This is a genomic window from Synechococcus sp. BSA11S (assembly GCF_014224355.1).
Taxonomy (GTDB): domain Bacteria; phylum Cyanobacteriota; class Cyanobacteriia; order PCC-6307; family Cyanobiaceae; genus Regnicoccus_A.
In genome coordinates this window covers 16362-41866 of the sequence record NZ_VNWP01000012.1, presented here as the reverse complement: position 1 = coordinate 41866, position 25505 = coordinate 16362, and the positions used below count along the sequence as shown (strand labels likewise).

28 protein-coding genes are annotated in these 25505 nt (G+C 66.0%); 14 read left to right on the top strand and 14 right to left on the bottom strand.

Features of this window, described 5'->3' with window-relative positions; translation table 11 throughout:
- The 3 genes from FPZ61_RS11260 to FPZ61_RS11250 all read right to left on the bottom strand — a co-directional run bounded on the left by FPZ61_RS11260 (position 1) and on the right by FPZ61_RS11250 (position 2238).
- The gene (locus FPZ61_RS11260) at positions 1–798 is read right to left on the bottom strand and encodes a 20S proteasome subunit A/B (protein WP_185466677.1); all 798 of its coding nucleotides are present in this window, start codon (positions 796–798) and stop codon (positions 1–3) included.
- A 12-nt stretch (positions 799–810) separates the two neighbouring features.
- On the bottom strand, positions 811–1812 hold the full coding sequence (locus FPZ61_RS11255) for an HrcA family transcriptional regulator (protein ID WP_185466676.1): 1002 nt from the start codon (positions 1810–1812) through the stop codon (positions 811–813).
- Between the two features lie 75 nt (positions 1813–1887).
- Positions 1888–2238, bottom strand: coding sequence for a rhodanese-like domain-containing protein (locus tag FPZ61_RS11250; RefSeq protein WP_185466675.1), 351 nt, complete (start codon positions 2236–2238; stop codon positions 1888–1890).
- Positions 2239–2352: 114 nt separating this feature from the next.
- Between FPZ61_RS11250 and FPZ61_RS11245 the strand changes: the two genes are divergently transcribed.
- The 10 genes from FPZ61_RS11245 to FPZ61_RS11200 all read left to right on the top strand — a co-directional run bounded on the left by FPZ61_RS11245 (position 2353) and on the right by FPZ61_RS11200 (position 10517).
- Positions 2353–3990, top strand: coding sequence for a DUF3352 domain-containing protein (locus FPZ61_RS11245; protein ID WP_185466674.1), 1638 nt, complete (start codon positions 2353–2355; stop codon positions 3988–3990).
- A gap of 3 nt (positions 3991–3993) precedes the next feature.
- Positions 3994–4533, top strand: a complete 540-nt coding sequence (locus tag FPZ61_RS11240) for a histidine phosphatase family protein (protein WP_185466673.1) — start codon at positions 3994–3996, stop codon at positions 4531–4533.
- 93 nt (positions 4534–4626) lie between these two features.
- Complete coding sequence (locus FPZ61_RS11235; RefSeq protein ID WP_185466672.1) at positions 4627–5811, top strand: citrate synthase; 1185 nt, start codon at positions 4627–4629, stop codon at positions 5809–5811.
- Between the two features lie 93 nt (positions 5812–5904).
- Complete coding sequence (nuoH, locus tag FPZ61_RS11230) at positions 5905–7023, top strand: NADH-quinone oxidoreductase subunit NuoH (RefSeq protein ID WP_185466719.1); 1119 nt, start codon at positions 5905–5907, stop codon at positions 7021–7023.
- A gap of 87 nt (positions 7024–7110) precedes the next feature.
- Positions 7111–7722 carry an NAD(P)H-quinone oxidoreductase subunit I gene (gene ndhI / locus FPZ61_RS11225; protein WP_185466671.1) on the top strand — a complete coding sequence of 204 codons (612 nt, stop codon included), beginning with the start codon at positions 7111–7113 and terminating at the stop codon, positions 7720–7722.
- A complete protein-coding gene (locus FPZ61_RS11220; RefSeq protein ID WP_185466670.1) occupies positions 7722–8348 on the top strand; it encodes an NADH-quinone oxidoreductase subunit J in 627 nt (208 codons plus the stop codon). Before ndhI ends, FPZ61_RS11220 begins: the two co-directional genes overlap by 1 nt.
- 2 nt (positions 8349–8350) lie before the next feature.
- The gene (nuoK, locus tag FPZ61_RS11215; protein ID WP_185466669.1) at positions 8351–8677 is read left to right on the top strand and encodes an NADH-quinone oxidoreductase subunit NuoK; all 327 of its coding nucleotides are present in this window, start codon (positions 8351–8353) and stop codon (positions 8675–8677) included.
- A 43-nt stretch (positions 8678–8720) separates the two neighbouring features.
- Positions 8721–9680: an NAD(+) kinase gene (locus tag FPZ61_RS11210; protein WP_185466668.1), complete on the top strand. Its 960-nt coding sequence runs from the start codon at positions 8721–8723 to the stop codon at positions 9678–9680.
- A 53-nt stretch (positions 9681–9733) separates the two neighbouring features.
- Complete coding sequence (locus FPZ61_RS11205) at positions 9734–10288, top strand: CYTH domain-containing protein (protein WP_185466667.1); 555 nt, start codon at positions 9734–9736, stop codon at positions 10286–10288.
- A 49-nt stretch (positions 10289–10337) separates the two neighbouring features.
- Entirely contained in the window at positions 10338–10517 is a 180-nt protein-coding gene (locus FPZ61_RS11200) for a hypothetical protein (protein WP_185466718.1), read from the top strand.
- Positions 10518–10546: 29 nt separating this feature from the next.
- On the opposite strand, the gene FPZ61_RS11195 is transcribed toward FPZ61_RS11200, so the two are convergent.
- Positions 10547–10816 (bottom strand): LuxR C-terminal-related transcriptional regulator, encoded by a 270-nt coding sequence (locus FPZ61_RS11195; protein WP_185466666.1) that lies wholly within the window; start codon positions 10814–10816, stop codon positions 10547–10549.
- A gap of 77 nt (positions 10817–10893) precedes the next feature.
- On the opposite strand from FPZ61_RS11195, the gene FPZ61_RS11190 reads away from it, so the two are divergent.
- The gene (locus FPZ61_RS11190; protein WP_185466665.1) at positions 10894–11826 is read left to right on the top strand and encodes a methylenetetrahydrofolate reductase; all 933 of its coding nucleotides are present in this window, start codon (positions 10894–10896) and stop codon (positions 11824–11826) included.
- Positions 11827–11852: 26 nt separating this feature from the next.
- Here the strand turns inward: FPZ61_RS11190 and FPZ61_RS11185 are convergent, their stop codons facing one another.
- The 6 genes from FPZ61_RS11185 to FPZ61_RS11160 all read right to left on the bottom strand — a co-directional run bounded on the left by FPZ61_RS11185 (position 11853) and on the right by FPZ61_RS11160 (position 19177).
- A complete protein-coding gene (locus tag FPZ61_RS11185; protein WP_185466664.1) occupies positions 11853–13037 on the bottom strand; it encodes an NDP-sugar synthase in 1185 nt (394 codons plus the stop codon).
- A 49-nt stretch (positions 13038–13086) separates the two neighbouring features.
- Positions 13087–13965 carry a segregation/condensation protein A gene (locus FPZ61_RS11180; RefSeq protein WP_185466663.1) on the bottom strand — a complete coding sequence of 293 codons (879 nt, stop codon included), beginning with the start codon at positions 13963–13965 and terminating at the stop codon, positions 13087–13089.
- Positions 13966–14034: 69 nt separating this feature from the next.
- Positions 14035–14409, bottom strand: coding sequence for a LapA family protein (locus FPZ61_RS11175; RefSeq protein ID WP_185466662.1), 375 nt, complete (start codon positions 14407–14409; stop codon positions 14035–14037).
- Positions 14410–14571: 162 nt separating this feature from the next.
- A complete protein-coding gene (locus FPZ61_RS11170; protein WP_185466717.1) occupies positions 14572–16206 on the bottom strand; it encodes an NAD(P)H-quinone oxidoreductase subunit 4 in 1635 nt (544 codons plus the stop codon).
- Positions 16207–16354: 148 nt separating this feature from the next.
- The gene (locus tag FPZ61_RS11165) at positions 16355–18370 is read right to left on the bottom strand and encodes an NAD(P)H-quinone oxidoreductase subunit 5 (protein ID WP_185466661.1); all 2016 of its coding nucleotides are present in this window, start codon (positions 18368–18370) and stop codon (positions 16355–16357) included.
- 105 nt (positions 18371–18475) lie between these two features.
- Entirely contained in the window at positions 18476–19177 is a 702-nt protein-coding gene (locus FPZ61_RS11160) for an NnrU family protein (RefSeq protein ID WP_185466716.1), read from the bottom strand.
- Positions 19178–19388: 211 nt separating this feature from the next.
- On the opposite strand from FPZ61_RS11160, the gene FPZ61_RS11155 reads away from it, so the two are divergent.
- Positions 19389–20387 carry a LysR family transcriptional regulator gene (locus FPZ61_RS11155; protein WP_185466660.1) on the top strand — a complete coding sequence of 333 codons (999 nt, stop codon included), beginning with the start codon at positions 19389–19391 and terminating at the stop codon, positions 20385–20387.
- A gap of 13 nt (positions 20388–20400) precedes the next feature.
- On the opposite strand, the gene FPZ61_RS11150 is transcribed toward FPZ61_RS11155, so the two are convergent.
- Both FPZ61_RS11150 and FPZ61_RS11145 read right to left on the bottom strand, forming a co-directional pair.
- Complete coding sequence (locus FPZ61_RS11150; RefSeq protein ID WP_255441552.1) at positions 20401–21138, bottom strand: DUF3172 domain-containing protein; 738 nt, start codon at positions 21136–21138, stop codon at positions 20401–20403.
- On the bottom strand, positions 21135–21485 hold the full coding sequence (locus FPZ61_RS11145) for an NAD(P)H-quinone oxidoreductase subunit M (protein WP_185466659.1): 351 nt from the start codon (positions 21483–21485) through the stop codon (positions 21135–21137). The genes FPZ61_RS11150 and FPZ61_RS11145 overlap by 4 nt, the downstream gene beginning before the upstream one ends.
- Before the next feature lie 133 nt (positions 21486–21618).
- Between FPZ61_RS11145 and pds the strand changes: the two genes are divergently transcribed.
- Positions 21619–23013 carry a 15-cis-phytoene desaturase gene (gene pds, locus FPZ61_RS11140; RefSeq protein ID WP_185466658.1) on the top strand — a complete coding sequence of 465 codons (1395 nt, stop codon included), beginning with the start codon at positions 21619–21621 and terminating at the stop codon, positions 23011–23013.
- A complete protein-coding gene (locus FPZ61_RS11135; protein WP_259739041.1) occupies positions 23010–23948 on the top strand; it encodes a phytoene synthase in 939 nt (312 codons plus the stop codon). The genes pds and FPZ61_RS11135 overlap by 4 nt, the downstream gene beginning before the upstream one ends.
- On the opposite strand, the gene FPZ61_RS11130 is transcribed toward FPZ61_RS11135, so the two are convergent.
- Both FPZ61_RS11130 and FPZ61_RS11125 read right to left on the bottom strand, forming a co-directional pair.
- On the bottom strand, positions 23899–24894 hold the full coding sequence (locus tag FPZ61_RS11130; RefSeq protein ID WP_185466714.1) for an alpha/beta fold hydrolase: 996 nt from the start codon (positions 24892–24894) through the stop codon (positions 23899–23901). The two genes, FPZ61_RS11135 and FPZ61_RS11130, sit on opposite strands and share 50 nt — an antisense overlap.
- 69 nt (positions 24895–24963) lie before the next feature.
- A complete protein-coding gene (locus tag FPZ61_RS11125; RefSeq protein WP_185466656.1) occupies positions 24964–25392 on the bottom strand; it encodes an RNA-binding protein in 429 nt (142 codons plus the stop codon).
- Positions 25393–25505 lie beyond the last annotated feature (113 nt).

Here is a 25505-nt window from a genome sequence, read left to right as displayed (position 1 = left end):
TCAGACCACGGGTTCCCTGGCCTGCTCCCAGGGGAAGCGGGGAAGGCTCTGCATCGCCTGGCGCTGGCTCTCGATCCAGATTCGGTTGATCTCAGAGATTTCGCGGGCACCCCGCTCCAGCCTCTGGTGATGCGACACCGCCATGCTGTCGCGGGGGTAGAGCGCCACCTCGAAGGGCGGGCCCACGGTGAGGTTGGAGCGGCGGGTGATCACCTGCGACACCAGGCAGAGCCGTGCCGCGTCCTCCAGCGACATCCGGCAGTGCCCCACGGAATCGAGCGGTGGCTTGCCGTACTTGCTCTCGCCGATCTGCAGGAAAGGTGTTTCCGGCGTGGCCATGATCGCGTTGCCCTGGGGATAGATCAGGTAGAGGGCATGGGGCTGGCCGAGGATCTGGCCGCCGAGGATGAAGCTGGCCTCGCCGCTGGCACCCACCTGGTGCAGGGCCGAGTGGTTCTCGGTCTGCACCTCCACGCTCAGCCGGCCGATGTAGGCGGCCACCTCGAACAGGTAGCTGGCGCTGAGCAGGTCATGGTGCCTGGGGCCCGGGTCAGGGCTAGGTCTCCCCAGTCCCACCGAGGGTCGACGGGCCCGGTTCAGGTCGCGTTGGATCTGGTTGATCACAGCCTGGGTCGTGGCCAGGTTGCCTGCGGCCAGGAGCATGAACAGCCGGTCGGGAGCCGGCTCGAAGATGTGCAGCTTCCGGTAAGACGAGATGTAGTCGACACCGGCGTTGGTCCGGGAGTCGGACGCCATCACCAGGCCGTCCTGAAGCCAGAACCCGACGCAATAGGTCATGACCCAGGGGCCTCAGCTGAGAAGACGCTGCAGGCTAGAGGCCACCGAGCGCACCGCTGAGAGCGCTGTGGCATAGGCCATGCGCATCGGCCCCAGCAGAGCCACCTGGCCTTCACTCCCGTCTCCGGCGCGGTAGCTGGCCCTGACCACGGCGCAGCGGAGCAGGGCGGGATGGGGATGCTCCGCCCCGATCCAGATCCCCTCCGCCTCCTGCTTCCGCGCGGGGCGGAGCAGGCAGAGCGGCTCCTCCTCCACCAGCTGCAGCAGCGGCCTCAGATCGGAGCTGCGGCTGAATTCGGGCTGGGCCAGCAGCCCGCCCATGCCTACCACAACGGTTCCATCCCCATCCACGCCGCGGGCCTGGCGATGGCTGCGCAGGGCCTGACGCAGGAGGCCGCCACTGGTGCGCAGCTGGGAGGGGAGGCACTCCCAGCGGATCAGTCCACCTGGTGACCGTTCCAGTTCCGACTGCAGCCATCCCTCCAGGGCTGGCAGCTCCAGGCTGGCTCCAGGGGGGAGACGCAGGTTGAGGCTGCTGGCCACCAGGGCGTTCTCCACCAGCAGCACCAGCAGCCGCTCACCGTTGGGCACCAGGCGAACCGCCTGCAGGCGGGACTCGGCCCGCTGGGGTCGGCTGATCAGGCTCATCAGGCCGGTGAGATCGGCCAGTCGACGGGCCAGATGCAGCAGCAGATCATCCAGAGCCGCCCACTGCAGGCTCAGACCCAGCAATTCCCGCTGGAGCTGCAGCGCCCCGGCCCCTGGAGGGGGCAACAGAGCATCCACGTAGAGGCGGTAGCCCTGCTGGCTGGGGATGCGTCCGGCTGAGGTGTGGGGCTGCAGCAACAGGCCCCGCTGCTCAAGCGCCCCCATGGTGGAGCGCACGGTGGCGGGGCTGGCCGGCAAGCCGAAGCGACGGATCAAGGTGCTGCTTCCCACTGGCTCCACGGTGTCGACGTAGTGATGCACCGTGGCCTTCAACACCTGCTGCTGGCGGTGGGGCAGGGCGATCACATGCGGGTGTGCAGTGTGTGGAGCCGATGGTAAGGAAGAACCTCCATCGTTCAGTCGGATTGCTCGGGCTCAGCTTCAGTAGCGGGGAACCGAGGGATCCACCTCCACGCTCCAGGCCTCGATGCCCCCCTGCAGGTTGAGCACGTCGGCGTAGCCCTGGGCCTCCATCAACCAGCAGGCGAACTGCCAGCTGCGAATCCCCGCATGGCAGAGCACCACCACGGTGCGGTCCCGCTCGATCAGCTCATCGAGCCGCCCGACCCATTCGCTGGAGCTGCTCAGGGGCAGATGCAGCACCGGGTGCTGCAGGGAAGCCATGGCCAGTTCGGCCGGTTCCCGCACGTCCACCAGCAGCAGCGGTTCGCCGGCGAGCAGCCGTTGCTGCAGGTCGCCGGCACGGATGGTCTTCGGGGTCGGGGGGGGCATGAGACAGATGCTGAAGGAGTCGGGGCCGTGCCGGGGGCCTGGGGCCCTGGGGCTGTGGGGCTGTCATCCGGCGTGGTCATGGATGAAGATGACAGCAACCCCTGCGTCCGGCGCATGAAGGCTCGCCCCTTCCTGGCGGCTGTGCTGACGGCAGCCCTGCTCCTGCTCTCCCTGGGGGGAGGGTTCTGGTGGCTGGCCCTCCGTCAGAGTCCGCTGCGCCTGCAGCAGCACCCGCTCGAGCTGCCCCTGGCGGCCCGCTTCGTGCCGCGCAACGCGCTGCTCAGTCTGCACCTGCTGGTGGAGCCCGACCAGCTGGTGGCCTATGCCAGAGCTGTAGCTCCTCCGCCCCGGCGCCGGGAGGCGGCTGAACTGGTGGCCAACCTGCGGGATGGCGCCTTCGCCACCGCTGGCCTGGAGTACAGCAGCGAACTGGCCGGCTGGCTGGGCCCCGACACCAGCCTGGCGGTGATCGCTCCTGAGGGGAGCGCAGGGCCCACCGGCTGGTTGCTCGCTCTCCGTTGTCGCGAACCGGAGGGCGCCCGTCGCTTCCTGCAGCGCTTCTGGCAGTCCCGCAGCCTGGCGGGCACGGCCCTGCAGATCAGCAGTTACCGCGGCATGGGGCTGATCAGCGGCCGCGGCGCTCTGGTGGGGGAGCCCAGCCAGGCTCTGGCCACCGCCCTGATCGATGACCAGCTGGTGTTGATCGCCTCCGGCCGTGGGGTGCTCGAGCAGGCGCTCGATGTGTCACAGATCGACGAGCTCAACCAGGCTGGGCAGGACTCGCTTCAGGCTGCCGTCGGCCGGCTGGAGGGGGGGGTGGCGCTGCTCACGGCACGCCCTCAGGCCTTCAGCGACTGGCTCGGCCTGCCTTCCACCCTCGCCTCTGCTGATGGGGTTGGAGACCTGGTGGCGGCCCTGGTGCCCGATGGACGGGGCCTCCAGCTCCAGGCGCTGCTCTCCTCCCGTCTGCCCCTCCCTCGTCTGCAGCTGGATCCGATCCCCGACCTGCTCGGTGAGCTGCGCGGCCCGGTGGCGAGCCTGGCGCTGCTGCAGGATCCCGCCTCCCTGCTGGAGGATTCCGGCGACCCGGCCAGCGCTGATCTCTGGAGCTCCCTGTTGGCTCCACAGCTGCGTCGCACCCTCGCTGATCTGAGAGGACCGCTGCCATCGTTGGTGGCGGCCGCCGACCATGGCCCCTTGCTGGGCCTGCGCCGGAGGCAGGGCTGGATGCTCGCCACCGCCGCGACGGCCCTGGACACGGATGGCTTGCGCCCTGCGCTGAACGCCCAGGGCTACAGCCCGGCGCCCCTGAAGCGTGATGGCCAGACCCTGCAGGTCTGGAGCCGCCTGGAAGCCAGGCCCGGAAAAGGCGATCCCGACCGTCTGCAGGCCACGGTGGCCGGTGTCCGTTTCGATCAAGACCAGACGGCCTGGTGGGGGGATGGCCTGGCCGCCCTTGACGATCAGCTCCAAGGTCGACAGGCCCCGAAGGAGCGGATCCAGCAGCTGCAGACCCTCGGAACCAGGGAGGCTCCCCTGCAGGTGGCTCTGGCCGCCGAACCCGCCCAGGATCTGCTGGCCCCCTGGCCCCCCTGGCAGCTGCTCTCCAACCTGGTGGGCCGTCCCCTGGTGGGCGGTATCGACGGCCTGGCCTTCAGCCTGGCGATCGAATCGCCCCTGCTGGAGGATCCACCCCCCCCCTTGAGTCCGTCCTCGCTGCTCGCCCTGCGGGCGCATCTGCAGCTGGAGTGAGCCATGCCCCCCCTGTCTCTGTTGTTGCTGCGCCATGGCCTGGCCGAGGAGCGCCAGGAGCCTGCGCCGCCTGGCCGTCCGGATCGGGAGCGCCCGCTGACGACGCGGGGCCGCCGCCGCACGGCCGCGGTGGTGCGGCGGCTGCTCGAGCTGAATCTGGGCTGTGATCAGCTGCTGAGCAGCCCTCTGTTGCGGGCGTTCCAGACCGCCCTGATCGCCCGGGAAGAGGGCCTCTGCGGGGCGCTGGCGATCGCGGCTGAACTCTCCCCAGATGCCGACCCCTTGCCCCTGCTCGGGCACTGGCTGGCGGCGGATGGTCCTCTGTCTGGCGGTGGTCGCCTCGGGCTGGTGGGCCATGAACCCGACCTCAGCGTCCTGGCCGCCAGGCTCTGCGGTGCTCCCCCCGGGGCCCTGCGCCTGAAGAAAGCCGGCGTGGCTCTGCTCGAGCTGCCCTCCCCCAGCTCGGCTGGCCTGCAGCCACTGCTGGGAGGGGCCAGCCTGCAGCTGTTGCTCACGCCCCGTTCTCTGCTCACGGGCCACTGAGCGGTTGGAGGGGTGTGCCAGGGGCTGTCGGCAGGGCTACGGCAGGGGCCAGGACCTGGCCCTAGCTTCTGAGCTGCTGAACGGACGACGCCGATGGTGATGGATGCAAACCGGGTTGCCGCCCAGGCAGCGCCCGTCTTCCGTCCTGGGCTCGAGGGTGTTCCAGCGACCCAGTCGGCCATCTGCGACATCGACGGCCTCCAGGGCCTGCTCACCTACCGCGGCTATCCCCTCGAGGAACTGGCGGCCCACAGCACATTCCTCGAAACCACCCACCTGCTGATCTGGGGTGAGTTGCCCACCGTCGAGCGGTTGCAGGCCTTCAAGCACGACGTGCAGATGCACCGGCGGGTGAGCTTCCGCATCCGGGACATGATGAAGTGCTTCCCGGCCGATGGGCACCCGATGGACGCCCTGCAGTCGAGCGCAGCCTCCCTGGGATTGTTCTATTCCCGCCGGGCCCTGGATGATCCCGCTTACATCGAGGCGGCGGTGGTGCGTCTGATCGCCAAGATCCCCACCATGGTGGCTGCCTTCCAGCTGATCCGCCTGGGACAGGATCCGATCCAGCCCCGCGACGACCTGCCCTACTCCGCCAACTTCCTGTACATGCTCACCGAGCGGGAGCCCGATCCCCTGGCGGCACGGATCTTCGATGCCTGCCTGATCCTGCACGCCGAGCACAGCCTCAACGCCAGCACCTTCAGCGCCCGGGTCACCGCCAGCACGTTGACCGACCCCTATGCCGTGGTGGCCTCGGCGGTGGGCACCCTCGCCGGCCCCCTGCACGGTGGCGCCAATGAAGACGTGCTGGCCATGCTCGAGCAGATCGGCACCGAGGACCGGGTGGAGCCCTGGCTGGATCGGGCCATCGCCGAGAAGCAGAAGATCATGGGTTTCGGGCACCGGGAATACAAGGTCAAGGATCCCCGGGCCGTGATTCTCCAGGGTCTGGCCGAGCAGTTGTTCGATCGCTTCGGTTACGACGCCATGTACGACGTGGCCAGGCGAGTGGAGGAGGTGGCCGCCGATCGGCTCGGCCCCAAGGGTATCTACCCCAACGTCGATTTCTACTCCGGGCTCGTGTACCGCAAGCTGGGTATCCCGAGGGATCTGTTCACGCCGATCTTCGCGATTGCCCGGGTGGCGGGCTGGTTGGCCCACTGGAAGGAGCAGCTGGGGGCGAACCGCATCTACCGCCCCACGCAGATCTACACCGGGGAAGGGCGCAGGAGTTGGTTGCCTCAGGATGCCCGCAAGGCCCTGCCAGGCGTTTAGGTTGCCCTCACCTCAGCTCGAGATGGAGTTGTCACGGTGTTGATCGACCCGGCACCAGCCCTTCTGACCACCGCCTGGCCTGGCCTGGCCCTGGTGGGCCCAGGCCTTGATCTTCAGTCCAGTTTCACCAGCACCCTCGAGGAGTTCGGCCTGAGCCAGGCCGCAGCCCATCTGCTCTGGCTGCCCCTGCCCATGCTGCTGGTGCTGGTGGCGGCCGTCGTCGGCGTGCTGGTCAATGTCTGGCTGGAACGCAAGATCTCGGCGGCCGTCCAGCAGCGGATCGGACCGGAGTATGCCGGCGCCCTCGGGGTGCTGCAGCCGATGGCCGACGGTCTCAAGCTGCTGTTCAAGGAAGACGTGATTCCCAAGCGGGCCGATGGCCTGCTCTTCACCCTCGGCCCGGTGCTGGTGCTGGTGCCGGTCATCCTTTCCTGGCTGGTGGTGCCCTTCGGCCAGAACCTGCTGATCAGCGATGTGGGCATCGGCGTGTTCCTCTGGATCGCCCTGAGCAGCATCCAGCCGATCGGCCTGCTGATGAGCGGCTACGCCAGCAACAACAAGTATTCCCTGCTCGGGGGGCTCAGGGCTGCGGCACAGTCGATCAGCTACGAGATTCCTCTGGCTCTGGCGGTGCTGGCGGTGGTGATGATGAGCAACTCGCTGAGCACCGTCGACATCGTCAACCAGCAGAGCGGTGCCGGGATTCTCAGCTGGAACATCTGGCGTCAGCCGGTGGGCTTTCTGATCTTCTGGATCTGTGCCCTGGCCGAATGCGAACGCCTCCCCTTCGACCTTCCGGAGGCTGAAGAGGAGCTGGTGGCCGGTTACCAGACCGAGTACGCCGGCATGAAGTTCGCCCTCTTCTACCTGGGCAGCTACATCAACCTGGTGCTCTCGGCCCTGCTGGTGGCGGTGCTCTATCTCGGCGGCTGGGGCTTCCCCCTGCCGGTGGAATGGCTGGCCGGAGCCCTCGGTCAGTCGGTGGATGCACCCCTGGTGCAGGTGATCACCGGCTCCCTCGGCATCGTGATGACTGTGCTGAAGGCCTACCTGCTGGTGTTCATCGCGATCCTGCTGCGCTGGACCCTGCCCCGGGTGCGGATCGACCAGCTCCTGGATTTTGGTTGGAAGTTCCTGCTGCCGATCGCCCTGGTCAATCTGCTGGTCACCGCCGGCCTCAAACTGGCCTTCCCGTCCTTTTTCGGCGGTTGAGCATTCAGACGGTCATCATGGGCCCAGCCAACAGCTCCAGGCCCTTCCTCCAACTCCTGTTTTCGTTCCGTTCCGACTCCCCACACCATGTTCGGATTCCTGCAAAAGGTCGGTGACTACACCAAGGACGCCGTCGGTGCGGCCAATTACATCACCCAGGGCCTCTCGGTCACCTTCGATCACCTGCGCCGCCGGCCGATCACGGTTCAGTATCCCTACGAGAAGCTGATTCCATCGGAGCGTTACCGCGGCAGAATCCACTACGAATTCGACAAGTGCATCTCCTGTGAGGTCTGCGTCCGGGTTTGCCCCATCAATCTGCCCGTGGTTGATTGGGTGATGAACAAGGAGACCAAAAAGAAAGAGCTCCGCAATTACTCCATTGACTTCGGAGTCTGCATCTTCTGTGGCAACTGTGTGGAGTATTGCCCCACCAACTGCCTCTCGATGACCGAAGAGTATGAGCTGGCGGCCTTTGACCGCCATAGCCTCAACTACGACAACGTGGCCCTTGGCCGCCTTCCCACCAGTGTCACCAGCGATCCTGCCGTGGTGCCCATGCGTGAGCTGGGCTACCTGCCCAAGGGTGAGATCGATCCCCACGGCGTTGACCCCACCAGGCCAAGGGCTGGCCAGCTCCCTGAGCAGCTGCAGGCTGAGCTGGCTGCCGCAGCGTCCCAGCCCGAGGAGAACGCCTGATGACGATCGCCTCTGTCACCCAGCTGATCTGCTTCGTCGCCCTCTCCCTCACCCTGGTGCTGGGGGCCCTGGGTGTGGTGCTTCTGCCCAACATCGTCTATTCAGCCTTCCTGCTGGCTGGTGTGTTTCTCTCAGTGGCTGGTCTTTACCTGCTCCTCAATGCCAGCTTCGTCGCCGCGGCCCAGGTGCTCGTCTACGTCGGCGCCGTGAATGTGTTGATCCTGTTTGCGATCATGCTCGTGAACAAGAAGGAAGCGATGGCCGAGATTCCCGGTCTGCTCCTGCGCCGGGTGCTCTCCGGCGCCGTCTGCCTCGGTTTGTTCCTGCTGCTGCTGCGGGTCGACCTCACCACCCCCTGGGCGGTACCAGGCCCCACCCCCCTCGGCGAGGACGCCACCACGTTGATCGGCATTCACCTCTTCAGCGACTACCTGCTGCCGTTCGAGCTGGCTTCGGTGCTGCTGCTGATGGCCATGATCGGAGCGATTGTGCTGGCCCGCCGTGACGTGTACAGCAGCGATGTGATCACCGGCGAAGCCGCCGATCAAGGGCTGATCGAGAAGGAACGCACACCCCTTCTGCTGGAGAGCCCCCCCCGCGACACCACCCTGCTGGAGAAAGTCTGACCATGCCCGCCTCCTCCATCGACATTCCGCTCGAGGCCTACCTGGTGCTGGCGGCCATTCTGTTCTGCACCGGCGTCTGGGGTCTGATCAACAGCCGCAACGCCGTGAGGGTGCTGATGAGCATCGAGCTGATGCTGAATGCCGTCAACATCAACCTGATGGCCTTTTCCAGTTACATCGATGGTCAGCAGATCCGTGGCCAGGTTTTTGCCATTTTCGTGATCACCGTGGCCGCCGCCGAAGCCGCTGTCGGTCTTGCCATTCTGCTCTCCCTCTACCGCAACCGCGAAACCGTCGATATGGAACGCTTCAACCTGTTGCGCTGGTGATCGGGCCTGCTGCTCCGGCCGTTCGGATGTTGCGCCTGATCTGATGCAGCTGCAACGGGTCTGGTTGATTGTGCGCAGCGGCAGTCAGGCTGCCCAGCGCCAGGCCAGGCGCTGCGCTGAAGATCTGCGTTCGCAGGGGGTCCATGTCACGGTGGCCACCTGTGGAGCCACCTCCAATCCTTTTCCGGGGCTGCTGGCCACCGAGCCCTGTCTTCCCGATCTCACCGTGGTCCTCGGTGGAGATGGCACCGTACTGGGGGCGGCCCGTCACCTCGGCCCCCTGGAAGTGCCGATCCTGAGCTTCAACGTGGGTGGTCATCTCGGTTTTCTCACCCATGAGCGCAAGTTGCTGGTGCTCAGCACCACCTCCTCCGAAGACAACCTCTGGCAGCGGTTGCGCGATGACCGCTTTGCGCTCGAGCGTCGAATGATGCTGGAGGCCTTTGTCGATCGCGGCGACGGGGTGCCCGAAGGGGAGGAGGCGGAGGATCCTGGCGGCTCTGGGCCTGGTTCGCTGCATCGGGCTCTCAATGACTTCTATTTCCGTCCCTGCCTCGATGAGTTCTCCCCCACCTGTGTGCTGGAGCTGGAGATCGACGGGGAAGTGGTGGACCAGTTTCGCGGCGACGGCCTGATCATCGCCACCTCCACGGGCTCCACCGGCTATGCCATGGCGGCAGGAGGCCCGATCCTCCATCCCGGAATCGACGCGATCGTGGTCAACCCGATCTGCCCGATGAGTCTCTCCAGCCGCCCGGTGGTGGTGCCGCCCCGCTCCCAGCTGGCGATCTGGCCCCTCGGTGAACCGAGCCGGCGGGTGAAGCTCTGGAAGGATGGAGCCCATGCCACGGTCATGGAGCCGGGGGATCGCTGCGTGGTGCAGCGCTCGGGCCACTGTGCGCTGATGGTGGTGCTCCAGCAGAGCCCCTCCTACTACCGCACCCTCAGCCACAAGCTGCACTGGGCCGGCGATCTCACGGCGGCTGAACCATCGGCCAACTGAGTGCCCTTGGCGCAGGGGTCAGGATGAACCAGTCCGGGTGAGCAGGTTCAGCGGTGGCTCTGGAGATCGAGCGACGTTTTCTGGTGCGGGGTTCCGGCTGGAGGGATCACATCCTCTGGGGGCAGCGTCTGCGCCAGGGGTATCTGCAGGCCTCAGCCGATGGCGTCACCGTGCGGGTTCGCCTGGAGGACGAGCCCATGGAGGCATCGGCCGGGCCGGGGAGCAGGGCCTGGCTGACGCTCAAGGCCGCCGTCACAAGGATCACCCGTGCGGAGTTTGAGTACGCGATTCCCGCTGACGATGCCAGGCAGCTTCTGGCTCTGACGACCGACAACCTGAGCAAGCAGCGCTACGGCCTGGATCTGCCCGGCGGCGACTGGGTCCTCGACGTGTTCGAGGGGGAGAACGCGCCCCTGGTTCTGGCGGAGGTGGAACTGGAGCGGGAGGACCAGCCGTTGACCGTGCCGCCCTGGTGTTTGAAGGAGATCACGGGACGGGGAGATCTCAGCAACGCCGCCTTGGCACGCTGCGCCTGGAGCCACAGGCCCCTGGCCGAACGGCAGGCCTTGCTGGATGGAGGGCTTTGTAACGACGGCGACATCGACTAGGATTTCGTTAAGGATTTCTCCTTAATTCCGTTCAGCCGCAGTTTTGCTCGTGATCGGTCTCTACGACCACCAAGGCGTGCTTCGCTTCGCAGGGCGCGATGCCGATGATTGTCTTGACTACGCCGACCTCTTCGGGCTTGGTCCAGACCGCTACAGCCTCCAATCCCTCACCACCACGGTGGAGAGGCCCAGTTTCCCGAAGACGGCTTCAGCTGCCACGCCTGCCTGATCCGGCCCAGGGGGCATCGCCGCCTGGGGTCAGCCCTCTGGGCTGGGCAGATTGCAGCAGTTGAAGCCGTCACGGCAGATCTTGCCGTTGTCCATCGCCCAGTTCAGCAGGGCCACCCTGTTCTTGGCGCCGGTCTTGGTGAAGATGTTGCTGACGTGGTTGTCCACGGTGCGCTTGCTGATCATCAGCTCCAGGGCGATTTCCTGATTGGTCAGGCCTGTGGCCACGCGCTCGATGATCTCCAGTTCACGTTCCGAAAGACTGGAGCGCAGCTGGACATGATCGTCTCGATCGGACATCCATACCCCAGGCCTCCACACCCCACTGTAAGCAGTGGCCGTTGGCGCATGATGGGGCCTGAGCGATCCCCCGTCCGTTGCTTCTGCGCCAGGCCCTGGAGACCGGTCAGTTCGCCATCACGGCCGAAGTGACCCCACCGCGGGGAGGGAATCCGCAGCGCACCCTGGCGGTGGCCTCCAAGCTGCGTGGGCTGGTCCATGCCGTCAATGTCACCGATGGAAGCAGGGCCGTGATGCGCATGAGCAGCCTGGCCCTCTGCCGGCTGCTGCTGGAGGCCGGGCTCGAGCCGGTGTTGCAGCTGGCCTGTCGCGACCGCAATCGAATTGCTCTCCAGGCCGATCTGCTCGGGGCCCATGCCCTGGGCATCCGCAATGTGCTCTGCCTGACCGGTGATCCCGTGCGTGCCGGAGATCAACCCAGCGCCCGGGCCGTCAACGAGCTGGAGGCGGTGCGCCTGCTTCAGTTGGTGGGCCAGCTCAATGGAGGCCTTGATCCCGTGGAGGGTCTTCTCCCGGATGGTCCCACAGCCCTGTTCCCCGGGGCAGCGGCTGATCCTCAGTCGGCCAGCTGGAGTGGTCTTCGGGCCAGGGTCCGGCGCAAGCACGCGGCTGGTGCCCGCTTTCTGCAGACCCAGATGGTGATGGACAGCGAGGCCCTGCGCCGCTTCTGCGGCGAGATCAGCGAGCCCCTGGGCCTGCCGGTGCTGGCCGGGGTGTTCCTGCTCAAGTCGGCGCGAAACGCGGCCTTCATCAACCGCGTGGTGCCTGGGGCCTCGATCCCCCAGCCGATCATCGACCGCCTGGCCGCTTCATCAGACCCAGCGGCTGAGGGTGTGGCGATCGCCGCTGAACAGGTGCGTGCCTACAGGGGGATTACCCAGGGGGTTCACCTGATGGCCGTGAAGGCCGAGGAGCGCATTCCCTTGATCCTGGCTGAGGCTGGCGTGTCGGCCACACCACGCAACTGCCAGGCCCAACGTCGGCCGCTGCCCCTGGCGGACCGCTGCTGAAGCGGCGGTCCGCCAGGGGCAGATGATCAGCTGTCGCCCCCGCTCAGGGCCAGATCCGTTCCCAGGAGATCGGCCATGGCCTTCTGCTGGGGGGATGGCTGCGCCACGTCCTGGCGGCGCACATCGGTGATCAGCCAATCCAGAGAGGCTTCCTGCAGGTCGAAGTGATCACCGTTGCGATCGACGCAGTAGCGGCCGAACACCAGCTTCTCGACCAGGCGCACGCCCGCACCGATGCGCGAGTATTCGAAGATGATTGAGTTGTCGATCGTGGCGCCTTCACAGATGTGGCAGCTCGGCCCGATCATGGCCGGGCCCACGATGGTCACGCCCGGATCAATGCGGGTCATTCCTCCCACGTAGATGGGACCCTTAACGGTGATCTTGTCCCAGTCGGCGGCGACGTTCAGGCCAGTGAAGATCCCTGGCCGGACTTCCCGGCCCGGTACCTGCACCTGACGTACGTTGCCTTCCAGCACGCTGCGGATCGCCTGCCAGTAATCAGGCACCTTGCCGATGTCGACCCATTCGAAGTCCATCGGCAGGGCGTAGAAGGGGGCTCCTGCAGCCACAAGCCGCGGGAAGAGGTCGGAGCCGATGTCGAAGGGGATGCCCTCGGGGACGTGATCGAGAACCTCCGGCTCGAAGATGTAGATGCCGGTGTTGATCATGTCGCTGGCGGCCTCTTCCAGGGAAGGCTTCTCCTGGAAGCTCAGCACCCGGCTGTCCTGATCGGTGACCACCACCCCGTAGCTGCTCACCTGGTCCCTGGGCACCCGCTTGGTGACCAGGGAGGCCATCGCCTTTTTCTCCTTGTGGCGCCGGACGGCCTCGGTGAGATCGAGATCGATCAGCGCGTCGCCGCAAAGCACCACGAAGGTGTCGTCAAAAAACGGCTGAAACGTCTGAATCTTCTTGATGCCACCGGCGGAACCCAGGGCGGCGCCGATCAGTTCACCATCTTCGATGCGTCCTTCGAAGCTGTAGGCGATCTCCACGCCGAAGCGCTGGCCGTCTCTGAAGTAGTTCTCAATCTCTTCGGCCAGGTGTGAAACATTCACCATGACCTCGGTGAACCCATGCTGACGGAGCAGCTCAAGCAAAAACTCCATGACGGGTTTCTGCAGGATCGGGATCATCGGCTTGGGGATCGTGTGGGTGATTGGCCTCACCCGTGTCCCCCTGCCGGCCGCGAGAATCATGGCCTTCATGGGCACCTGTCCGCTTCTGATCTGAATCTGGGCAGCTTAATGAAGACCCTCAGGCGGCCCGGACTTCCCGAGCCGGAGAGGGAGCTGGCACCAGTCTGTGAGGCAATGCTGACGGCAGCGTGCCCACGCCCTCCTGGCAGCCTTTGAGGTGCAGGGGCCCGAACAGATCGCCGTCCTGCTGCAGGTCGACCCTGCCCTGGGAGCAAAGGAAGAGCAGGGCCCAGAACACCCCCACCCGATCCCGGTCCAGATCCGGTGGGGCGGCCTCGGCCCAGGCGTCCACCAGCACCTCGAAGTTCACCCAGTCGCTGGCGGCTTGCCACTCCAGCAGGAAGTGGCTGAGGGCCGCGGTGGTCTCCGGCAGTTTCTCGCGGTGGGCGAGGGCGGCCACCTGTTCGATGGCGGCCCGCTCGCTGTAGCGACGTCCCCGGGACTTCGCCCGCCCGCTGCCTTCACCCTGCTCCAGCCGCTCGGCGATGTCCTCCAGCTGGCGGATCAGTTCGCCCAGGGTGACGGGACGCTGCAGGGGAGGTGGAGCCACGGCCCGGCGCAGCAGATGCCGCTCGGGCCTGCGCGGCAGCTGAAAGGAGAGCAGCTCGAAGACTTCCCCCGCGTCATCGTCGCCGGCGAAGCCATCCGGTTCCAGCTCCGGTTCGGGGGGCAGGGTCTGCTGCTCGAGGATCTCCGCCTTGAGGCTCACGAGCACCGATGCGGCCAGGAACGCCTCGCTGGTGGCCGCCAGGTCGCTCTCATAACTGCCTCCGTCGCCGGGCCTGCCCACCAGGCGCGGGGCCCCGATCCGCTGGCGCAGCTGGTCGAGGAAGCCATCGACCACGGCAATCACATCGACGTCCCAGGGGTCGATCTCGCCACGCTCGGCGGCATCCTGCAGCAGGCGGATCGCCAGCCTGGCGCCTGCTTCAGCCACGGTGCTTCCACTACTACCGGAAACGTACCCCGCCTGGCGGGCGACGGCCAGCGAAAGCCGGACTGAGCTTCAGGCCTGCTCGGGCTGAGGCTCAGGGGTGGGGGCTGAGCTCTCACCTGCTGCGGGCAGCAGGCTCAGCTGGGCATCGACGGTGGCCCGGTACCGCTGAACGTCTTCCTCCAGTTCGCGGATCCGCACCTGCTGGGCCTCCAGTTCGGTCTGCTCCTGCAGCTGCTCCACCTTCTTGACGACGCCGGTCCAGACGGCGAACACCCAGGCGGCGGTGGCACCGATGCCACCAACCACCAGCATCATGGCGGCGAGGGGCAGGGTGGCACTCACCCCTGGCAGGAAGCGCACCGTGGTGGGCGTGGTGTTCTCCAGGGTGAACATCACGGTGGCCAGGCCGAAGCTGAAGATCAGCAGGAAGTTCAGCTGACGCATGGTTGAGGGCGCTTGGGGCGAGGCGAGTGGGAGAGGCGGTTGTTTGAAACGCTTGGACGTGAGGGAAGTCCCCTCCAAATCCCGACTGGCTGGGAGCGTAGGCATCCCCTTGTGGTGGGGGAGGGTGACTGCTGCAACCGCAGGGTTTCGTAATCCCTTCGCTCAGGGCAACAGTGGGGCGACCAGCAGGGGCCGCTGTGCTTCCAGTCCGGGGCTGATCCAGGCCAGGGGAGGGTTCTGACGAATCAGGCCCTGGCGCCCGGCTGGAATCATCCGGGCCATCGAGGCTTCCTCACGTTGCACCAGGGCCTCGATCGAGGCCCGGTAGCTGTCGGTCATCAGGCGGGGGTAGAGGCCGATGCCGATGATCGGCACCAGCAGGCAGGAGATCACATAGATCTCCCGGGGCTCGGCATCCACCAGCTTGGTGTGGGAGACCAGCTCGGTGTTCTCCTTGCCGAAGAAGATCTCGCGCAGCATCGACAGCAGATAGATCGGCGTGAGGATCACCCCCACAGCCGCCAGGGCCGCCATCACGATGCGGAAGCTGAGTGAATAGGCCTCGCTGGTGACGAAGCCCACGAACACCATCAGCTCCGACACGAAGCCACTCATGCCCGGCAGGGCGAGGGAGGCCAGTGAGCAGACGGTCCAGAGGGCGAACATCTTGCGCATCTTCTGGCCCACACCGCCCATTTCATCGAGCTGGAGTGTGTGGGTGCGGTCGTAGGTGGCACCGACCAGGAAGAAGAGGCTGGCGCCGATCAGGCCATGGCTGACCATCTGAAGCATGGCTCCGCTGGTGCCCAGGGCGCTGAAGCTGCCGATGCCGATCAGCACGAAGCCCATGTGGCTGATCGAGCTGTAGGCGATCTTGCGCTTGAGGTTGCGCTGGGCGAAGGAGGTGAGCGCGGCGTAGATGATGTTCACCACCCCCAGCACCACCAGCAGCGGCGCGAACTGGGCGTGGGCATCGGGCAGCAGCTGCACGTTGAAGCGCAGCAGGGCGTACCCCCCCATCTTCAGCAGGATGCCGGCGAGCAGCATGTGCACCGGTGCCGTGGCTTCGCCGTGGGCGTCGGGCAGCCAGGTGTGAAGCGGCACGATCGGCAGCTTGACGCCGAAGGCGATCAGCAGGCCGGCGTAGGCCAGCAGCTGGAAGCGGGTGCCGAACTCCTTGGCCGCCAGGGTGGTGTATTCAAAGCTGGGGGTGCCCCCGCCTTGAAACCCCATGGCCAGGGCAGCCAGCAGGATGAACACCGAGCCGCCCGCGGTGTAGAGGATGAACTTGGTGGCGGCGTACTGCCGTTTTTTCGCCCCCCAGATCGCCAGCAACAGATACACCGGCAGCAGCTCCAGCTCCCAGGAGAGGAAGAACAGGAGCATGTCCTGCACTGCGAAGACGGCGATCTGACCACCGTCCATGGCCAGGATCAGGAAATAGAACAGGCGCGGCTTGAAGGTGACCGGCCAGGCCGCGAGCACCGCCAGGGCGGTGATGAAGCTGGTGAGCAGAATCAGAGGCATCGAGAGCCCATCGGCCCCCACCGACCAGGCCAGCCCCAGATCGGGCACCCACTCCACCCGCTCGATCAACTGCAGACCGGCCACTGAGGGGTCGTAGCCGTTGAGGTAGGCGCCGGCGGTGACCAGGAAGGTGATCAGGGCCACTCCCAGGGCGTACCAGCGGATCGTCTTGCCATCGCCCTGATCCGGGATGAACGGAATCAGCAGAGCCGCGGCGATCGGCAGCAGGATCGAAACGCTCAGCCAGGGGAACACGGTGGCGGATCCCATGCTCACGGCACCGAGGGCGCCCGTGGCAACAGCAGGGTCGAGCGGCACGGGGCAGGGAGCAGTTCTGGGCGGAGTGTAGAAATACCTGCCGCCCCAACCGCTCCCAGATAAGGGATGACACACACAGTGGCACCGGCTGAAGCCTGGCTCAGAAGCTGCTGAACAGCACCACCAGGGCGATCACCCCGCCGAACACGATCAGGGCATAGAACTGGGCCCGGCCGGTTTCGAAATACTTGAGGCCCTCTCCGCTGCCCAGGGTCAGGAGGCCGGTGAGGTTCACCACCCCGTCCACCACCTTGGCGTCCACCTCAAGCACCTGACGGGCCAGCTTGCGGCTGCCTTTGACGAAAATCCTGTCGTTGAGGTCGTCGAGGTACCACTTGTTGGCCAGGAAGGCGTTGAGGCTGGGGAAACGCGCAGCCACCGCGGTGGCCAGATCCAGTTTGTGGAGCGCGTAGGCCAGCCCTGCGATGGCGATCCCCGTGATCGAGACGGCCACCGAGGCCCCGGCCAGCGGAAGGAATTCAGACCAGCTGAAGTGCTCCGCCATCACGGCGGCTTCCCGGGGGTCGAGCAGGCCGGCGAAACGGCTGTGCCAGGGGGTGCCCAGCAGGCCGATCAAGGCCGACGGCACCGCCAGAACGGCCAGGGGCAGGGCCATCTGCCAGCTGGATTCATGGGGGTGGGCGGCGTGGTGGCCATGGCCGCCGTCGTGGCCTTCGGCCCCCTGAACCGGCTTGCCCGCTTCCTGCAGCAGCTGGGCCTGGAGGGCGGCATCGTTGCCCCGGAAGTCGCCTTCGAAGGTGAGGAAGTAGAGCCGGAACATGTAGAAGGCGGTCATGCCGGCGGTTAGAAAGCCCACCACCCAGAGCAACGGGTAGGTGTTGAAGGCCTGTCCGAGAATTTCGTCCTTGCTCCAGAAGCCCGCAAGGGGGGGAATGCCGCTGATCGCCACACAACCGACCAGAAAGGTGCTGCTCGTGACCGGCATGAATTGGCGAAGGCCGCCCATCAGGCGCATGTCCTGGGCCAGCACCGGCTCATGGCCCACCACGTCCTCCATGGCGTGGATCACCGAGCCGGATCCCAGGAAGAGCATCGCCTTGAAGAAGGCGTGGGTGACCAGGTGGAACATGCCGGCCACCGGAGCGCCGCAGCCCATGGCCAGCATCATGTAACCCAGCTGGCTCACGGTGCTGTACGCCAGACCCTTCTTGAGATCCATCTGGGTGAGGGCGATCGAGGCCCCGAGGAAGCAGGTGATCGTGCCCACGACGGCGATCACCAGCTGCACCTGAGGGAAGGGGGCATAGACCGGCTGCAGCCGGGCCACCAGAAAAACGCCGGCCGCCACCATCGTCGCGGCATGAATCAGGGCGGAGATCGGTGTGGGGCCCTCCATGGCGTCGGGCAGCCACACATGCAGCGGAAACTGGGCTGACTTGGCCATCGGTCCCATGAAGACCAGCAGGCAGAGCAGCACGGCTGCTGCATTGGAAAGGCTGCCGCCGGCCACGGCCTCGCTGAGCCTGGTGCCGATCTCCTCGAAACCGAAACTTCCGGTGGCCCAGAACAGGCCGAGAATGCCCAGCAGCAGGCCGAAATCGCCCACCCGGTTGACCACAAAAGCCTTCTGGGCCGCGTTGGCGGCGCCGTCTCGGTCGTACCAGAAGCCGACCAGCAGGTAGGAGCACATCCCCACCAGCTCCCAGAAGACGTAGATCTCGAGCAGGTTCGGGCTGATCACCAGGCCCAGCATCGAACTGCTGAACAGGGCCAGGTAGGTGAAAAAGCGTACGTAGCCCTTGTCATGGGCCATGTAGCCATCGGAATACACCATCACCAGCAGGGCGATGGTGGTGACCAGCGAGAGCATCACAGCCCCGAGAGCATCCACCCGGAAGCCCATCTGCAGGTTGAAAGTGCCGGCGCTGGCCCAGTTGAACAGCACTTCGATGGTGGGAGCTCCCGCCAGCTGCTCCGCCAGGATGGCAAAACTCAGCACAGCGGCCGCTCCGACGCAGCTGAGCAGCAGGATCGCCACCGGTTTTCGCAACCGGTTGACGGTTCGATTGAAACTGATCAGGCCGAGACCGGTGATGGCCGCTCCCGCCAGGGGCAGGACGGGGATCAACCAGGCAAGTTCGGCAGCCGACGTCATCCAGCTCGGGGTGCGGGCCAACGGAGTGTAAGCAGCCTCCTCCGCCGGGTTCGGGCTGTGTGTTGGACCGCGATCAGCTGCCCCGGTCCAGCGAATGGCGCACGCTCAGCCCAGCCACCGGCCGAGGGGGCCGGCCAGAAACGTGCGGGCCGCCAGCCCCAGGAAGCGATGGCTCCACCAGAACAGACCGATGGCGACGGCGATGCCCAGCTGGGCCGGCCGCAGGAATTCCCCCCAGACCAGGTGCTGGCGGCCATCAAGCACCGCCCGGAAGGGGATCACAGACGTGCTGGCGCGCAGGTCCTCGAACGCCTCCCCGAAGCGGGCCCGTAGCCGCCGGTCGCCATGCCAGACCGCGAACAGGTGGTGGCCGATCAGGCCCGCACAGGTGACCAGCATGAAACTGCTGCCGATCCAGAGCAGATGGGTGGCGCACCACAGCACCTGGCCCACGGCCTGTGGGTGGCGGCTGATGCGGATGATGCCGGTGGCGTAAAGCCGCACCTGGGGTTTCAGCAGCGCCGGGATCTCCAGCAGGTTGTAGGTGGCTGGGTACAGAAAGAAGAAGCTGATGGCTGTGCCCACCCACACGAGGGGAATCAGCCCGGGGGTGCCCTGCAGGTTCCAGAGTCGTAGCCCCTCGTAGCGGTGGGCGATGAAATAGCCCACCACCACAACGGCTGCCGGGATGCTCACTGAGGCGAACAGCAGCCGCCACACCCTGGCTCCGACGCGCTGCTCAGCCGAGACGCGCAGCGCCGCACCTCCACTGTGCAGCAGCGCGAACCCCAGCAGCAGGGCGAGCATCACCAGGCTGGAGCGGTGCTCCGGCGGGAAGGCGCCAAGGCCGGGGAGGAGGGCGAAGCAGGGCGGTGATGGGGCCAAGAAGCCGCAGCGGAAGAGGCGATTCTGGCGGAGGTGTCATTCCATCCCGGCCCGGGACCGCAGGCCCGGGTGTTCAAGGGTTTCCCCTTTAGAGTTCAACCTTCCAGCCGGAGCCAGGCCCAGAGCCCATCCCATGGCTGACCTGCCCTTCACCCTTGATCAGCTGCGCATCCTGCGCGCCATCGCCAGCGAGGGCAGCTTCAAGAAGGCTGCCGACAGCCTCTACGTCACCCAGCCAGCGGTGAGTCTGCAGATTCAGAACCTGGAGAAGCAGCTGGATGTCTCGCTGTTCGACCGGGGGGGGCGCAAGGCCCAGCTCACCGAAGCCGGCCACCTGCTGCTCAGCTACTGCGACCGGATCCTGAGCCAGTGTCAGGAGGCCTGCCGTGCCCTCGACGATCTCCACAATCTGCGCGGCGGCTCCCTGATCGTGGGGGCCAGCCAGACCACCGGCACCTATCTGATGCCCCGGATGATCGGGTTGTTCCGCCAGAAGTATCCCGACGTCTCGGTGCAGCTCCAGGTGCACAGCACGCGCCGCACCAGCTGGAGTGTGGCCAACGGTCAGATCGATCTGGCGATCATCGGCGGAGAGCTGCCCAGCGAGCTGGCCGATCTGCTCCAGGTGGTGCCCTACGCCAACGATGAACTGGCGCTTGTCCTGCCGGTGAAACACCCGCTGGCGCGCCTGCCTGAGCTGCACAAAGACGACCTCTACCGTCTGGGGTTCGTCTGCCTTGATGCCCAGTCGACCACGCGCAAGATGGTGGATCAGCTTCTGGCCCGCTCCGGTCTCGAGGTCCAGCGTCTCAAGATCGAAATGGAGCTCAATTCCTTCGAGGCGATCAAGAACGCTGTGCAGTCGGGGCTTGGGGCCGCCTTCCTGCCGGTGGTCTCGATCGAGCGCGAACTGGCCAGCGGCAGCCTGCACCGCCCGGTGGTCTCTGATCTGCTGGTGCGCCGCCAGCTCAAGCTGATCACCCACCCAGCCCGCTACTGCTCGCGGGCCTCCGAAGCCTTTCGGCGCGAGGTCCTGCCGGTGTTCGCCAGCCCCGACAGCCCGCTGCGCCAGCCCCTGGCTCGCCCTGCGGTTCCTCCCCAGGAGGTGGTGGCCCAGGCGGCGGCCTCCTGAGGGCCAGACCCGATCAGAACTGGTTGGCTTCGGGGGTGATTCCCACGGAGTCGTCGGCAGCACCGGCGATGCCCCTGGTCTGGAACTTGTTGCCGCTGATGTCGGTCTGGTAAACGCAGCGGACGATGGGTTTGTCGCGAATCGAGCCGATGTAGGCGAACGTGTTCATGCGCTGCTTGCATTGGCGCATCTGCTCGGACGTCACCGCGCCCTCCTTCTGCAGCACGCTCCAGTTCTCCCTTCTGATCACGCAGCCGGGTTGCAGGGTGGGCTGAGTCACGAAGCTGCTGCTGGGGTTCATGGTGGTGTAGAGCTCCACGTCCATCACGAAGGCGCTGGCCCCCCATTGCTTGCAGAACTCGGGATCGGGCACCGCCAGATCCAGCTGCTGGCTGCTGGCGATGTTGCCCTGGTCCCCTGGGGTGTTCGTCGAGAGGGCCGTGCCGATGCCGATGCCAACGACCAGCACACCGGCGAGCACGGCGATCGTGCCCACATTCAGCTGAATCGGACTGCCTCCAGAACCGCCGCCAGGGCTGCTCGCGCCGCCCTTGGGCCTGCCGGCGGCGGTGTAGGGATCGGGGCCACCGCGATCCATCGTTCTCCGTCCCCGGCTGGATCGCTCGTAGCTCTCGTAGGGATCACGGCCCTCAGGAGCAGGCATGCCACGGCCGTTGCCGCCACGGCCATTGCCGCTCGAACCCGCACGGCCGCGCGGGGACTCTCCACGGTCGTAGCGGGAGCGGGTCAAGACGCCTCCGGCGTTTGGGGCAGGCCCATGGAGTAGTTGAGGACCCGGGCCTCGGGGTTGTAGCGCAGCTCGCCGGCCTGGAGCAGCTGGCGGATGAAGCCCTCGAGATCGGACCCGATCCGGCGCAGGTTGTATTCGCTCAGGTCGTGGCCGGCACTGGCGGCGACCAGCTCGCGGAAGCGCTGCTGGACCTTCTCGAGAACTGGCACCTCCCAGAGGAATTCATTGTCGGGATCGAGATCCAGAGTCAGCTGGCTGGGATCAGCGATCAACTGACCGTCCTCCACACGGGCCGTGAACACCCTCACGTGGCGGGTGGTGGACTTGAGCAGGCTGGCATCGACCATGGCTGGGGATCGTGGGCAGACGGGACGCCTCACGGTCGTCGACTTTAGGAACCCTGGCGACCCCTCAGCTGCTCCCGGGGGCTCGTTGCCAGCAGCAGCCCTTTTATGGTTGCCGTTGACTTCTCAAATCCCCATGCGCGTCGCCATCGCCGGAGCAGGCCTTGCCGGTCTCTCCTGCGCCAAATACCTCAGCGATGCGGGACACACGCCCGTGGTCGTGGAGGCGCGCGACGTGCTCGGCGGCAAGGTGGCCGCCTGGCAGGACGAGGACGGTGACTGGTACGAAACCGGTCTGCACATCTTCTTCGGGGCTTATCCGAACATGCTGCAGCTCTTCGCCGAGCTGGGCATCGAAGATCGTCTGCAGTGGAAAGATCACGCGATGATCTTCAATCAGAAGGAGTCGCCAGGGAACTACAGCCGCTTCGATTTTCCCGACCTTCCCGCCCCACTCAATGGTGTGGTGGCGATCCTGGGCAACAACGACATGCTGAGCTGGCCGGAGAAGATCCGCTTCGGCCTTGGGCTTGTGCCGGCGATGCTGCGAGGCCAAGACTACGTCGAGGAGTGCGACAAGTATTCGTGGTCGGAGTGGCTTGAGCTTCATCAGATTCCCAAGCGTGTGAATGATGAAGTGTTCATTGCCATGAGTAAGGCCTTGAACTTCATCAATCCTGATGAAATCTCCAGCACGGTGATCCTCACGGCTTTGAACAGGTTCCTGCAGGAGAAGAACGGCTCCAAGATGGCGTTCCTCGACGGCAATCCACCCCAGCGGCTGTGCGAGCCGATCGTGGCCTGGATCAAGGAGCGTGGTGGTGAGGTGCATCTCAACAGTCCCCTGCGCCAGATCGAGCTGGCTGATGACGGCACCGTCTCCGGTTTCCGTCTGGCCGGCGTCCAGGGCCAGGAGCCCCGCCTTCTGCAGGCCGACGCCTATGTGAGCGCCCTGCCGGTGGATCCGTTCAAGCTGCTGCTGCCCGAGCCCTGGAAGCAGCTGCCCTTCTTCCAGAAACTGGATGGGCTGAGGGGGGTGCCCGTGATCAACATCCACCTCTGGTTCGACCGCAAGCTGACCGCGATCGATCACCTGCTGTTCAGCCGCTCCGATCTGCTCAGCGTCTATGCCGACATGAGCAACACCTGCCGGGAGTACGCCGATCCCGAGCGCTCGATGCTGGAGCTGGTCTTTGCGCCGGCCGCCGAGTGGATCGGGCGCAGCGACGAGGCGATCGTGGAGGCCACCATGGGGGAACTCCAGCGGTTGTTCCCTGAGCACTTCAGCGGCGAGGACCAGGCTCAGCTGCGCAAGGCACGGGTTGTGAAGACACCGCTCTCCGTCTACAAGACGGTGCCAGGCTGCCAGCAACTGCGACCGACGCAGGACACGCCGATCGCCAATTTCTTCATGGCCGGTGACTACACCATGCAGCGCTACCTCGCTTCGATGGAGGGGGCTGTGCTGAGCGGCAAGCTCTGCGCTGAGGCCGTGAGCCACAGCCGGGCCAAGGCTCCCCTGGCGGTGTGACGGTGCTGGCCGCCTCCCCCACGGTGCCCCGACCTTCCCTGCCGACGCTGGAGGAGGCTTACGAGGCCTGCCGCCAGGAAACCGCCCAGTGGGCCAAAACCTTCTATCTCGGCACCCTGCTGATGCCGCCGGCAAAGCGGCGGGCGATCTGGGCCATCTACGTCTGGTGCCGCCGCACCGACGAGCTGATGGACAGTCCCCAGGCCCAGGCCCTGCCGGTCGATCGTCTGGCCGAACGACTCGATCGCTGGGAGGGGCGCACCCGGGCCCTGTTCGGTGGAGAGGTGCGCGACGCACTGGATCTGGTGATGGCCGACACCCTCAGGCGCTACCCCCAGCCCCTGCAGCCCTACCTCGACATGATCGAGGGTCAGCGCATGGACCTGCAGCGGCACCGCTACGCCCGCTTCGAGGATCTGCAGCTCTATTGCTATCGGGTGGCGGGCACGGTGGGCCTGATGACCCAGGAGGTGATGGGGCTGGATCCGGCCTACACCTCAGCCCCCTGGAGCGAGCCTCCGGACACCTCCAGTGCGGCGGTGGCCCTGGGCATCGCCAATCAGCTCACCAACATCCTTCGGGATGTGGGTGAAGACCGCGGCCGCGGGCGGATCTATCTGCCCCAGGAGGATCTCAGGCGCTTCGGTTACTCCGAGGCCGATCTGCTCGCCGGCACTCTCAACGACAACTGGCGCGCCCTGATGGCCTTTCAGCTGCGGCGGGCTCGCCAGTGGTTCGCCCGCTCAGAGGCGGGGGTTCGCTGGCTCTCGGCCGATGCCCGCTGGCCGGTCTGGGCCTCCCTGAGGCTCTACCGGGGAATCCTCGATGTGATTGAGCAGCTCGACTACGACGTGTTCAGTCAACGGGCCTTTGTCCCCCGCCCCCTCAAACTGCTTGATCTCCCCTGTTCCTATGTGATGGCCCAGTCGCGCTGAGCCAGTCGATCAGAATCGGATTCACCAGCTCCGGGGCTTCGTCGTGGGGGCAATGCCCCAGCCCCGGCAGCACCCGCAGCTCACGGATGCAGGCGAACCGGTCGGACCATTGCCGGGCTTCGGCAGGGTTCTCCCAGGGGTCCAGCTCGCCCCAGATCATGCGCACCGGCAGGCTGCCAAGGCGGGGGAGGATGTCCGGTGCCAGGTGATCGTCGAACAGGTTGACGAACCCTCTGAAGCTCTCCGGGGCCCCGGGATCAGTGCTGGGCCGGAAGAGCAGCTCAACCAGGGCGTCATCCACGTTGGCGCCACTGGGGTAGGCCATGGCCAGCACCCGTCGGATGAAGCCGGGCCGGGCCAGGGTGCGGAACAACGGGGCGATCAGCCAGCGCTGGCGCACCAGCTGCTTGATCAGCGGACGGCTGGCGCGCTGGGGCCACGGCAGCAGCGCCAGCCGTTTCTCGTCGAGGGTGCGCTGGGCGCAATCGATCAGGATCACCTGGCGGGGTGCCAGGCCGCGGGCACACAGCAATTCACTGGCCCGCAGGGCCACCACACCACCGATCGAGTTGCCCACCAACTGCAGGCTGGGGGCCGGGGTCGTCGGGTCTGCGCTGGCACTGGCCAGAACCCAGGCCGCGAAGTCGGCCACCTGCTCCGCCCAGAGATCAAAGCCATAGCCGACAGCCCCGCCGGATTCGGCTTCCCCCTTCAACAGGGATCGGGGCTTGTCGCTGCAGCCGAAACCGAGCAGGTCAATGGCGAAGGTGGAGAAGTGCTCCCCGAGGGCCGGCAGGTTGTGCCGCCAATGCGCGCTGGAGGCACCGAAGCCATGGATCAGCAGCACCACTGAACCTGAATTCGAGCCGCCCAGTTCGGGGCCCTGGGCTCTGAAACCGATCGAGCGACCCTGCCAGCACCAGTGCTGGATGCCGCTGGGATCCATGCCGGTGGATTCAGCCACGCACCAGACCAGTGGGGGAGCGGACGGTGAGATCCGGGTCAGCAGGTTCGATCAGACAGCAGCCGTCTGGTTGGCCAGCAGAGACTTGAGCTTGGCCAGTTCGCCGGCCCAGCGGGGGTCGGGAGCGCCTTCGCTGATGGTGTCGCTGTGGACCACCTTGTTGACGGCCTTGCGGGACACGGTGGCGGTGGAGGCACCGGGGCGGCGGTCGGTGGAGGCACCGGCGCGGGAATCGCGACGCTCGGAGCGCTCGATGCGCAGGCTGTTGCCTCCGAAATCACGCCCGTTGAGCTGCTCGATCACCAGATCAGCGAGCTTCTCGTCGTCGACGTTGGCGAAGCCGAAGCCACGGCAGGCGCCGGTTTCCCGGTCCTGAACGGTCTTGAAGCGCACGCCTTCGCCCACGGAGGTGAACAGGGCGGTGAGCTCCTTGTCATCGAAGCTCTGCGGCAGGTTACCGACGTAAAGACGAACGCTCATGAAACGAGGGGAGGAAAGGAAGGTTTTGGACCGATGGCGGTGTGTTGATCGATGAGCAGGTTGGTCTGGAGAGCCAGTGGCTCGGAAATCCCTGGACAAAACCTCTGACGATC